Here is an 11812-nt window from a genome sequence, read left to right on the forward strand (position 1 = left end):
GGGATTCGGATAATCTGTTGGTTCGTGTGGTCCTGGGCTTGATTATTCCGCGCCATGCCCGCAGTAATTGCCCTCCGAAAGGGAATTCCCCCACCAGAACCCGAGGCCAGATTCATGAGTGTTATCGATCTTCGCAGCGACACGGTCACCCAACCCACCGCCGGTATGCTGGATGCCATGGCCAGCGCGCCGACCGGCGACGATGTGTACGGCGAAGATCCGACCGTCAATCGCCTCGAAGCCGAGCTGGCCGCACGCCTGGGGTTCGCCGCAGCATTGTTCGTGCCCACGGGCACCATGAGCAACCTGCTGGGGTTGATGGCCCACTGCGAACGCGGCGACGAATACATCGTCGGCCAGCAGGCCCACACCTACAAGTACGAGGGTGGCGGGGCGGCGGTACTCGGTTCGATCCAGCCCCAGCCTCTCGACGTGCAGGCCGATGGCTCCCTGGACTTGGCGCACGTCGCGGCGGCGATCAAGCCCGACGACTTTCACTTTGCCCGTACCCGGTTGCTGGCATTGGAAAATACGATGCAGGGCAAGGTCCTGCCCCTGGAATACCTGGCCCGGGCCCGGCGCTTTACCCGGGACCATGGCCTGGCCCTGCATCTGGACGGCGCGCGGTTGTATAACGCAGCCGTCAAATTGAACGTCGACGCCCGGGAAATCACCCAACATTTCGATTCGGTGTCGGTGTGCCTGTCCAAGGGCTTGGGCGCTCCGGTGGGCTCGGTCCTGTGCGGTACGCCCGAGCTGATCGGCAAGGCACGCCGGCTGCGCAAGATGGTCGGTGGCGGCATGCGCCAAGCCGGGATCCTCGCGGCGGCGGGGCTGTATGCCTTGGAGCATAACGTCCAGCGCCTGGCGGATGACCACGCCAATGCCCAGCGGCTCGCCGAGGGCTTGCGGGCGGCAGGCTACGAGGTCGAGCCGGTGCAGACCAACATGGTCTATGTGCAAATGGGCGAGCGGGCCGAAGCGATCAAGGCATTTGCGGACGGGCGGGGCGTCAAGCTCAGCGCAGCGCCACGCCTGCGAATGGTCACGCACATGGACGTCAGCGCGGCGCAAATTGATCAGGTGGTCGCCACTTTCGTCGAATTTTCCCGCCAATGACCCGCCAACCGGGCCAATTGACAGTTTCTATCGCATAAACACGCTGTACCCCACGCAAAGGGCCGATATAATGCGGCCCTTTGCCGTTGCTTCGTCTGTTGACGTTACGCACAGGCCTTTGGCCGCAGCCTCCGTGGAAGAACCTAATGAAAAGCGCAGAAATCCGTGAAGCCTTCCTTCGCTTCTTCGAAGAGCAGGGCCACACCCGAGTAGCCTCCAGCTCTTTGATTCCGGGCAACGACCCGACCCTGCTGTTCACCAACGCGGGGATGAACCAGTTCAAGGACTGCTTCCTGGGCCAGGAAAAACGTGCCTACACCCGTGCGGTGAGCAGCCAGAAATGCGTACGCGCCGGCGGCAAGCACAACGACCTGGAAAACGTCGGCTATACCGCTCGTCACCACACTTTCTTCGAAATGCTGGGTAACTTCAGCTTCGGTGACTATTTCAAGCGCGACGCCATTACCTTCGCCTGGACGTTCCTGACGTCTGACAAGTGGCTGAACCTGCCCAAGGAAAAACTCTGGGTAACGGTCTACGCGAGTGACGACGAAGCCTACGACATCTGGACCAAAGAAGTCGGCGTCCCGGCTGAGCGCATGGTGCGCATCGGCGACAACAAGGGCGCGCCTTACGCCTCCGACAACTTCTGGACCATGGGCGACACCGGCCCGTGCGGCCCTTGCACCGAGATCTTCTACGACCACGGCGCCGACATCTGGGGCGGCCCACCCGGCTCGCCGGAAGAAGACGGCGACCGCTACATCGAGATCTGGAACAACGTCTTCATGCAGTTCAACCGCACCGCCGATGGCGTGTTGCATCCACTGCCAGCACCGTCGGTGGACACCGGCATGGGCCTTGAGCGGATCAGCGCGGTGCTGCAGCACGTCCATTCCAACTATGAAATCGACCTGTTCCAGAGCCTGCTGAGCGCGTCGGCCAAGGCCATCGGTTGCACCAACGACAACCAGGCTTCGCTGAAAGTGGTGGCCGACCACATCCGCTCCTGCGGCTTCCTGATCGCCGACGGCGTGCTGCCGTCCAACGAAGGCCGCGGCTACGTGCTGCGCCGGATCATCCGTCGCGCCTGCCGTCACGGCAACAAGCTGGGCGCCAAGGGCAGCTTCTTCTATCAGATCGTCGGGGCGCTGGTGGCCGAGATGGGCGAAGCCTTCCCGGAACTCAAGTTCCAGCAAGCGCACATCGAGCGCGTGCTCAAGGCTGAAGAAGAGCAATTCGCCAAGACCCTGGAGCAAGGCCTGAAGATCCTCGAGCAGGACCTGGCCGAACTCAAGGGCAACGTGGTCCCGGGCGACGTGGTGTTCAAGCTGTACGACACCTACGGCTTCCCGATGGACCTGACCGGCGACATCGCCCGCGAACGCAACCTGACCCTCGACGAGGAAGGTTTCGAGCGCGAGATGGAAGCCCAGCGCGTGCGTGCACGCTCCGCGAGTTCCTTCGGCATGGACTACAACAGCCTGGTCAAGGTTGACGTGGCCACCGAATTCACCGGCTACAGCGCAACCACCGGTTCGGCCAAGATCGTCGCCATCTATAAGGACGGCCAGTCGGTCGACATCCTGAGCGAAGGCCAGGAAGGCGTGATTGTCCTGGACAAGACACCGTTCTACGCCGAGTCCGGCGGCCAGATCGGCGATTGCGGCTACCTGCAGGCCGGCAACTCGCGGTTCGACGTGCGTGACACCACCAAGACTGGCGGCGCGTTCCTGCACCACGGCGTGCTGGCCTCCGGCAGCCTGATGATCGCTGCTCCCGTAGCCGCCCATGTCGATGCAGAGGTTCGTCACGCGACTTCGCTGAACCACTCCGCCACGCACTTGCTTCACGCAGCCTTGCGCCAGGTGCTGGGCGAACACGTCCAGCAGAAAGGCTCGTTGGTGGACAGTCAGCGCCTGCGTTTCGACTTCAGCCACTTCGAAGCCATCAAGCCTGAACAGCTCAAGGCGCTGGAAGACATCGTCAACGCCGAGATCCGCAAGAACTCCCCGGTCGAAACCGAGGAAACCGACATCGAGACGGCCAAGCGCAAGGGCGCGATGGCGCTGTTCGGCGAGAAGTACGGCGACAGCGTGCGTGTGCTGAGCATGGGCGATTTCTCCGTTGAGCTGTGCGGTGGCATCCACGCCAATCGCACCGGCGACATCGGCCTGCTGAAAATTGTCAGCGAAGGCGGCGTGGCCTCCGGCGTGCGGCGTATCGAGGCGGTCACTGGCGCTGCGGCGCTGGCGTACCTCAATGCGGCGGAAGAACAACTCAAGGAAGCGGCGAGCCTGATCAAGGGCAGCCGTGACAACCTGATCGACAAGCTGTCGGCTGTGCTGGAGCGCAACCGCGCGCTGGAAAAGCAACTCGAGCAGTTGCAGGCCAAGGCTGCCAGCGCCGCGGGCGACGATCTGTCGGCCCAGGCGGTGGACGTCAAGGGCGTCAAAGTGCTGGCCGCGCGTCTGGACGGCCAGGATGGCAAGGCGCTGCTGGCGCTGGTCGATCAACTGAAAAACAAACTCGGCCGCGCAGTGATCCTGCTCGGCGGTGTCCATGAGGAAAAGGTCGTTCTCGTCGCAGGCGTGACCAAAGACCTGACTGGCCAACTCAAAGCCGGTGATTTGATGAAGCAGGCCGCTGCAGCAGTGGGCGGGAAGGGCGGTGGTCGTCCGGACATGGCGCAAGGCGGCGGTACCGACGCCGGCGCATTGGACGCGGCACTGGCCCAGACCGTTGCATTTGTAGAGCAGGGTATTTAAGACGGCGCTCCGGGCTCGCCAAGGTGGGCCCGGCCGCTGTTGATTGATTATTTGGGCGCCCTTCATGGGCAGAGGCGGCTTTGAAATGGCTTTGATCGTACAGAAATTTGGAGGCACCTCGGTCGGCACCGTCGAGAGAATCGAACAAGTCGCCGACAAGGTTAAGAAATTCCGTGAAGCGGGCGACGACCTGGTGGTCGTGCTGTCGGCAATGAGCGGCGAGACCAACCGTCTGATCGATCTGGCCAAGCAAATCAGCGGCGACCAGCAACCGGTTCCCCGCGAGCTGGACGTGATCGTTTCCACCGGCGAGCAGGTGACCATCGCCTTGCTGGCCATGGCGCTGATCAAGCGTGGCGTGCCGGCAGTGTCCTACACCGGCAACCAGGTTCGTATCCTGACGGACAGTGCGCACAACAAAGCGCGTATCCTGCAGATCGATGACCAGAAAATTCGCGGCGACCTGAAGGCCGGTCGCGTCGTAGTGGTCGCCGGATTCCAGGGCGTGGATGAGCACGGCAACATCACCACCCTCGGCCGTGGCGGTTCCGACACCACCGGCGTGGCGCTGGCAGCGGCCCTCAAGGCTGACGAATGCCAGATCTATACCGATGTCGATGGCGTCTATACCACCGACCCGCGGGTCGTACCCGTGGCTCAGCGCCTGGACAAGATCACCTTCGAAGAGATGCTGGAAATGGCCAGCCTCGGTTCGAAGGTGTTGCAGATCCGTGCGGTTGAATTCGCTGGCAAGTACAACGTTCCGCTGCGCGTCCTGCACAGCTTCAAGGAGGGTCCGGGCACCCTCATTACTATTGATGAAGAGGAATCCATGGAACAGCCGATCATTTCCGGCATCGCTTTCAACCGCGATGAGGCCAAGCTGACCATCCGTGGCGTGCCAGACACCCCCGGCGTGGCGTTCAAGATTCTCGGCCCGATCAGTGCCGCCAACATCGAAGTCGACATGATCGTGCAGAACGTCGCGCACGATAACACCACCGACTTCACCTTCACCGTGCACCGCAACGACTATCAATCCGCCGAAGCTGTCTTGAAGAAAACGGCCGGCGAGATCGGTGCCCGCGAAGTGGTCGGCGACACCAAGATCGCCAAGGTCTCGATCGTCGGTGTCGGCATGCGTTCCCACGCAGGCGTGGCCAGCCGCATGTTCGAATCCCTGGCCAAGGAAAGCATCAATATCCAGATGATCTCCACCTCGGAAATCAAGGTTTCCGTGGTGATCGAAGAGAAGTACCTGGAGCTGGCCGTGCGCGCCCTGCACACGGCGTTTGAACTCGACGCTGCTGCCCGACAGGGCGAGTAAGGCGCTGTCCTGAGGGCGCGGTTTTCACCGCGCCCTTTGTTTTTCTGAATGGCGTGTCCCAAAACTGTTCTTTTGCGCGCGCTGGTCAATACTAGGCCTGTAGGCTGCGACCGTTTCGGTTGTAGGTCCCATGCCTTTTTTTGCAGACGGTTATCCCTTAAGTGAATTGCGTGAGGAGAAAGGTATGCTGATTCTGACCCGTCGGTGTGCAGAAAGCCTGATTATTGGCGATGGCGAAATCACCGTGACCGTGCTCGGCGTCAAAGGAAACCAAGTGCGTATCGGCGTCAACGCCCCGAAAGAGGTTGCTGTACACCGCGAGGAAATCTACCTGCGTATCAAGAAAGAGAAGGACGACGAACCAAGCCATTAATTTTTATCGATTTTTATGTTTGCAAACGGGGATGAAGGTGGTTAATATACGCCCCGTGTTGCGGAGAGCTGGCCGAGTGGCCGAAGGCGCTCCCCTGCTAAGGGAGTACACCTCAAAAGGGTGTCGGGGGTTCGAATCCCCCGTTCTCCGCCATTATTCGTTTAGTGCGCTGTAATCTGGCTTGATCGGTAAGTGTTTGAAATTACTGAAAAAAGCGCTTTACAAAAAGATTTGGCGACCTATAATGCGCGGCAACAAATGCACTCGTAGCTCAGCTGGATAGAGTACTCGGCTACGAACCGAGCGGTCACAGGTTCGAATCCTGTCGAGTGCACCAAACACCAAAAAGCCTGCGTTAAACGCGGGCTTTTTGCTGTCTGCGATTCAGGTTTTCACACATCCTTTCTCATCGAATACCACCTCTGCACTGCGACCCTTCTTGGTTTTGTAGGTATACCGCGTGCTCGAATTCCGCACCTTGATCGTGTCGGGCTTGCCAAGCGCGCTCTCGACATCTTGCTGGCTCATGCCAGCGATGATCCGTCGGTTGATGATCGCTTCGCGGCGCTGGCCGGCGCTGATCAGGTTCCCGCAGCGGTCTTCGAGGCGACCGACGATGGTCGGTTCCTTGCGCCTGGTTTTGTTTCCGGATGTTTGATGGCTCTCGGCTTCGGGGAGCATCGGCTCGATGTAGCCTGGGTTGAACGAATGGATCGGCTGCAGCGTCAGGGTTTCTCCCGGGCCGCAGCTCAAGGTCGTGTATGTGATCTGCCCGGCGATGTCTTCGCAGCGATGCACAAGGTGGTCAGCTGCCCAGAGCGGCAGGCAGGGCAGGGCGTAGAGCAAAAATAGACAGCGAAATCCAGGCATCCTGGCGTCCTCCTTGACGGTGAATAGAGCAAGGGTAGCTGCTGCACTTTTGCCAGGCGGTGTGTTTTCTTTTCAGAATAAGTCGTCGTAGATACGGAGGTTCAGCCTGTGTTCAGGTTTGTCTCGCAAGCGCTTGTTCTTGCCATGATTTTTTAACGTTTTACAGCGCCAAGCGGTGTATGATTGCGCCCGTCAGCCCCGCCGGGGCTTTGGAATATCTTCATGGACTTACCCAGTAGTTACTCAACAGCTCGTTTTGCCAATCATGAATTAACTGATTGATCCTTCCGGCGTGCTCCACTGCTGGGAGTGGAGTTCGCCTATGACTGAAATCGAAGTAAAAAAAACGCAGGAAAGCCTTCAGGATCGCCTCGCTCAAGTCGTTGAGCTGCTGCATCGCCAGCGCGTCGTGGAAGACCTGACGCATCGCCAGGAAGGGCCGCATCATGACCGGGTCGAGAACCTGGTCCACCGGCAGAACCTCGTCGAGTTGCAACGCAAGCTCGATGACCTGCACTCCGCCGACGTCGCCTACATTCTTGAAGCCTTGCCGCTGGAAGAGCGCCTGACGGTCTGGCAGTTGGTCCAGGCTGATCGTGACGGCGACATCTTGCTTGAAGTGTCCGACTCGGTTCGTGAAACCCTGATCGCCGACATGGATGATCATGAGCTTCTCGCCGCGGCCAAGGAAATGGACGCCGACGAGCTCGCCGACCTTGCCCCCGAACTGCCCCGCGACGTTGTCCATGAGCTGATGGAAGCCCTCGATGGCCAGCAGCGCGAGCGTGTGCGCTCGGCATTGTCTTATGACGAGGAGCAGGTCGGTGCGCTGATGGACTTCGAGATGGTGACGATCCGTGAGGATGTCAGTCTTGAAGTGGTCTTGCGCTACCTGCGTCGTCTCAAGGAGCTGCCGGGGCATACCGACAAGCTCTTCGTCGTCGACTATGACGGCGTGCTCAAGGGCGTACTGCCCATCAAGCGTTTGCTGGTCAACGACCCGGAAAAACAAGTGGCCGAGGTGATGGCCAGCGATCCCGTGAGCTTTCACCCTGACGAGAATGCCTACGATGCAGCCCAGGCGTTCGAACGCTACGACTTGATTTCGGCGCCGGTGGTGGACAAGAACGGCAAGCTGATCGGTCGTCTCACCATCGACGAAATGGTTGACCTGATCCGCGAGGAAAGCGAAAGCGAAGTCCTCAGCATGGCGGGTCTGCGGGAAGAAGAAGACATTTTTGCTTCTGTCTGGAAATCCCTGCGTAACCGCTGGGCCTGGCTGGCGATCAACCTGATCACGGCGTTTGTCGCCTCCCGCGTCATCGGCCTGTTCGAAGGCTCCATCGAGAAGCTGGTAGCACTGGCGGCGTTGATGCCTATCGTTGCCGGCATCGGCGGTAACTCCGGCAACCAGACCATCACCATGATCGTTCGCGCCATGGCGCTGGACCAGGTCAGCACGGGTAATACATCCCGGCTGATGCGCAAGGAACTGGCCGTGGCGTTGATCAATGGCGTCATCTGGGGCGGCGTGATTGGCGTGGTGGCCTATCTGCTCTATGGAAGCTGGTCGCTGGGCGTGGTCATGACCGCAGCGATGACCCTCAACCTGTTGCTGGCGGCGTTGATGGGGGTATTGATTCCCATGACGTTGGCTCGCCTGGGGCGCGATCCGGCGATGGGGGCCAGTGTGATGATCACCGCCATGACCGACAGCGGTGGGTTCTTTATCTTCCTGGGCCTGGCGACGATCTTCCTGCTCTGAATGGCTTATCAAGGAGCCCGCCCTGCCGGCGGGCTTTTTTCTGGCGATAGTTTTCCCGGCGACCAAATTCCAGGCAAAAAAAAGCCAGCGCAAGGCTGGCTTTTTACACCTTTGACGCGATTAGGACGCGTCTGCGGCCATTTCGGCGTCGTGGGCGATCAGCGAAACGAGGGCGTTCTGCTGGCGATGGGAAAGTTGTCGGAAGCGCTGAAGCAGCTCGCGTTCATGCAGCGAAAGCTCCGGGCTGTCGAGGCGCATGCTTAGCTCTTCGCCCAATGCACCTTCCTGAATCAGGCTTTGTTCCAGGCGCGCAATGATTTCGGAGTTCATGCTGCGGTGATGATTACGAGCCACCTCGGCAATGCGTTCGCGCATTCCGTCTGGCAGACGCACGACGAACTTGTCAGCCGTACGGCTGGAATAAATTGGCTTTGTCATTGGGCGCATATTTATTTAACCGGTTAGTTCAGGGGAGCGGTTCTCGGGATTGGCCGCAGGATGTCGATAGGACAAGGCCCGTAGCCAAATGTTCAACCTGAATTGTTAAGAGGCCCGCATCATGCCTCAAAATTGCCAGATCATTGGCGCCAATTCTGTGACAAATTCTGATCCGGGTAAAGGCGTTATGCCAGCACCTTTCATCAAAAAATGCGGACTGGTTTGAAAAAACCGTCAGGTTCCGCATTTGTGACCACTGCATCGTGTCGTTGTGCCATACCGTTGGGCGGATAACCGGTGCGGAGCAAGACGGCTGCTTTCCCTGTTACGTATAGGATAGTGGCAATTGGCCGATTTACTAGATCGACAAGCCTGGGACAGATGAGTGGCGGCTGGAGTCACCAGGATTTCGTTGACAGAAGAGCCGGGCCGTACCATTTGCCTACACTTAAAAGACGCGGACGCATGACAAACGCGGGGCTGGCCGTTAACATGCTCGCCGTCCAACGCACCGCGTTTCCCGCGGTCGACCCGTGTCTCAGTAGCTCAATTGGATAGAGCATCCCCCTCCTAAGGGGAAGGTTGGCAGTTCGAACCTGCCCTGGGACACCATTTCTTGTGCGAATCCTCCCAAGCCCTTCCACGAATCCTTAACGGATCGCTGTTTGCGGCCGATAACCCAATGAGGCCCCTTTCCTGACGTCGCGGCGTCCCGGAGCGGCTCGCGGTGGGTGTCGCGGTTGTCTATCATCTGCGCGCCTCGCCCAACCGCAGGGCGGTGTTGTGTTGTTTTTGCCATTGAGCTTATTTTCTTATTTGCCTGGACATCCTCGATGCTGGCGTACCACCAAAAAAGTTTTCTGATCGTCGATGATTTCTCGGACTTCCGCAGTTCCGTCCGGTCCATGCTGCGTGAGCTGGGCGTCAAGGACGTGGACACCGCCGATACGGGTGAAGTAGCGCTGCGCATGTGCTCGCAGAAGCGCTATGACTTTATCCTGCAGGACTATCACCTGGGTGATGGACGTAAAAATGGTCAGCAGGTCCTGGAGGACCTGATGATCGAGAAATTGATCAGCCATGAAAGCGTCTTCCTCATGGTGACCGCCGAGACCAGCCAGGCGATGGTGCTCAGTGCCTTGGAGCATGAGCCCGATGCATACCTGACCAAGCCATTCAATCGCTCCGGCCTGGCCCAGCGGTTGGAGCGGCTTGAGCAACGCAAGACGCTGCTCAAGCCGATCCTGCAGGCCCTCGATCGTGGCAAGCCGATGGAAGTGCTCAATGCCTGTATCGCACTGTGCAAGCAGGACCCGCGCTACGGGCCGCTGTGCCTGCGCTATCGGGCCGATGCGCTGCGCGACCTGAATCAGAACGAGGCCCTTGAGCGGTTGTACAATTCCATCATCGCGGATCGGCCGTTGCCGTGGGCGTACGCAGGGTTGGGTAAATTGCTCTTCAAGCGTGGGCAGATAGGCGAAGCCAAGGCTGTCTATGAAAAAGCCCTGAAAGTCTTTCCGATGATGCCGGCGTTGTACGACGGCATGGCCGATGTGCTGGTGGCCGAAGGCGACACCAAGCAGGCTCAAAGTGTGCTGGAAGAGGCTGTCCGCCTGTCGCCCCTGGCGGTGCGCCGACAAGCGCTGTTGGGCAAGTTGGCGATGACCAACGAGGATTACGACACCGCTTCAAAAGCCTATCGCCAAGCGGTGGGGCAGGGTGCGCAGTCACGCTTCAAGGACCCGGAAACCAACCTTGGACTCGCCCATGCGTTGATCAGCAAGGGCAGCGAAAAGGGCCTGGACACTCGGACCCGCCTGGAAATCAACACGACGCTCAGCGCCGTGGCGAAGGAAAACCCTAGCGATCCGGGCCTGCAGGTGCGGGCGCGCCTGATGAAAGCCACGAGCCTGCTGCTCAACGATGCCGAAACTGCCGAGAAGTTGACCGAGCAAGCCTTGCAGCGCCTCGACGGCATGGAGCAGTTCATGAGCGCCGAAGCCGCGTTGCTGGTGGCCAAGCAGTTGCAGATGCTTGGCCAGACCAGCGCCGGCGAGTCGATGCTCAAGAACTGCGCGGAAATCTACGGTGATGATCCGGCGGTCATGCAAGGCATCGCCAAGCTCACCGACGACCCGAACATTCTCAACCAGGGCAATGCCGCCGCCGAGCTGAACCGCGAAGGCGTGCGCGTCTACAAGACGGGCGCATTGCCCGAGGCGCGGGAGCTGTTCCGGCGGGCCCTGAAGATGCAACCGAAAAACATCAGTATTGCTTTGAACATGGCGCAATCCCTGCTGCATGGCACCGATACCAGTGTGGAGTCGGAGCTGCTGCAGGAATGCCGCGCCTGCCTGAAACTGGTGGGCATGATGCCCGACACCGATGCGCGTCATGCGCGCTATCAAAAACTGCGAAGCAAGGCATTTGGCGATGAATGACAGCGAACAGGCACTCGATTTTTCCACGGTGATCGCGTCTACCGTGCATGACATGAAAAACTCCCTGACCTTGCTCATGCAGGCGCATACGCAATGGCTCGAGCGCTTGCCGGAGCGCGAGCGGCAGACGTCGGAGCAGGGCGTGATGGACTTCGAGTTCGCTCACCTCAATGGCCTCCTGGTGCAATTGTTGGGGCTTTACAAACTCGGGGTGAACCAACTGCCGCTGCATCCGGCCTATCACGAGCTGGATGACTTCATCGAAGCGCAACTGGCCGGCCACCAAGACGTGTTCCGCAGTCGCGGGATCATGGCCACATACGAAGTCGATCCGCTGAGCCCGCTGGGTTTCTTCGACCGTGAGCTGATTGCTTCGGTGCTCGATAACACGATCAACAACGCCATTCGCCATGCCCGGCAGGCATTGCTGATCAGCGTGAGCGACGAGGCTGGGCAGCTTGTGTTGACCATCAATGATGATGGCGAAGGTTATCCGCGTGAAATGATCGAGCGTCAGGCCGAGTATGTGCAGGGCATCAACCACAGCAGCGGCAGCACCGGGCTGGGCCTGTACTTCGCCGCCAGGATCGCCGGGCTGCACCAGCGTGGCGGCTTGAGCGGGCGTACCGAGATTGCCAATGGCGGTGTGCTGGGCGGTGGGGTGTTCAGGCTTTATCTGCCCTGAGCCAATCTCCGGGTCGGTACAGAACC

8 protein-coding genes, 3 tRNA genes and 1 pseudogene are annotated in these 11812 nt (G+C 59.6%); 10 read left to right on the top strand and 2 right to left on the bottom strand.

Going from position 1 to position 11812, the window contains the following annotated elements; genetic code table 11:
* Positions 1 to 114: 114 nt before the first annotated feature.
* The 6 genes from ltaE to OC610_RS12275 all read left to right on the top strand — a co-directional run bounded on the left by ltaE (position 115) and on the right by OC610_RS12275 (position 5924).
* Positions 115 to 1119 carry a low-specificity L-threonine aldolase gene (gene ltaE, locus OC610_RS12250; protein ID WP_264428001.1) on the top strand — a complete coding sequence of 335 codons (1005 nt, stop codon included), beginning with the start codon at positions 115 to 117 and terminating at the stop codon, positions 1117 to 1119.
* 146 nt (positions 1120 to 1265) lie between these two features.
* Entirely contained in the window at positions 1266 to 3887 is a 2622-nt protein-coding gene (gene alaS, locus OC610_RS12255; protein WP_264428002.1) for an alanine--tRNA ligase, read from the top strand.
* 85 nt (positions 3888 to 3972) lie between these two features.
* Complete coding sequence (locus OC610_RS12260; protein WP_030142447.1) at positions 3973 to 5214, top strand: aspartate kinase; 1242 nt, start codon at positions 3973 to 3975, stop codon at positions 5212 to 5214.
* Positions 5215 to 5398: 184 nt separating this feature from the next.
* Positions 5399 to 5587, top strand: a complete 189-nt coding sequence (gene csrA / locus OC610_RS12265) for a carbon storage regulator CsrA (RefSeq protein ID WP_003178872.1) — start codon at positions 5399 to 5401, stop codon at positions 5585 to 5587.
* A 62-nt stretch (positions 5588 to 5649) separates the two neighbouring features.
* Positions 5650 to 5740 (top strand) — tRNA-Ser (locus OC610_RS12270).
* Between the two features lie 107 nt (positions 5741 to 5847).
* A tRNA-Arg gene (locus OC610_RS12275) sits at positions 5848 to 5924 on the top strand.
* A gap of 53 nt (positions 5925 to 5977) precedes the next feature.
* Here OC610_RS12275 and OC610_RS12280 read toward each other — a convergent pair.
* Positions 5978 to 6457 (bottom strand): annotated as a pseudogene (locus OC610_RS12280) (cell envelope protein SmpA); the annotation flags it as partial.
* A 322-nt stretch (positions 6458 to 6779) separates the two neighbouring features.
* On the opposite strand from OC610_RS12280, the gene mgtE reads away from it, so the two are divergent.
* Entirely contained in the window at positions 6780 to 8222 is a 1443-nt protein-coding gene (gene mgtE, locus OC610_RS12285; RefSeq protein ID WP_030142446.1) for a magnesium transporter, read from the top strand.
* 120 nt (positions 8223 to 8342) lie between these two features.
* Here the strand turns inward: mgtE and OC610_RS12290 are convergent, their stop codons facing one another.
* A complete protein-coding gene (locus OC610_RS12290) occupies positions 8343 to 8669 on the bottom strand; it encodes an Arc family DNA-binding protein (RefSeq protein ID WP_030142445.1) in 327 nt (108 codons plus the stop codon).
* Between the two features lie 526 nt (positions 8670 to 9195).
* Here OC610_RS12290 and OC610_RS12295 point away from each other — a divergent pair.
* The 3 genes from OC610_RS12295 (at position 9196) to OC610_RS12305 (ending at position 11786) form a co-directional block, all read left to right on the top strand.
* Positions 9196 to 9272 (top strand) — tRNA-Arg (locus OC610_RS12295).
* A gap of 221 nt (positions 9273 to 9493) precedes the next feature.
* Positions 9494 to 11101, top strand: coding sequence for a tetratricopeptide repeat-containing response regulator (locus OC610_RS12300; protein WP_030142444.1), 1608 nt, complete (start codon positions 9494 to 9496; stop codon positions 11099 to 11101).
* Positions 11094 to 11786, top strand: coding sequence for a sensor histidine kinase (locus tag OC610_RS12305; protein WP_264428004.1), 693 nt, complete (start codon positions 11094 to 11096; stop codon positions 11784 to 11786). Before OC610_RS12300 ends, OC610_RS12305 begins: the two co-directional genes overlap by 8 nt.
* Positions 11787 to 11812 lie beyond the last annotated feature (26 nt).

Origin of the sequence: Pseudomonas agronomica, from assembly GCF_025917275.1 — a bacterium.
Classification (GTDB): Bacteria; Pseudomonadota; Gammaproteobacteria; order Pseudomonadales; family Pseudomonadaceae; genus Aquipseudomonas; species Aquipseudomonas agronomica.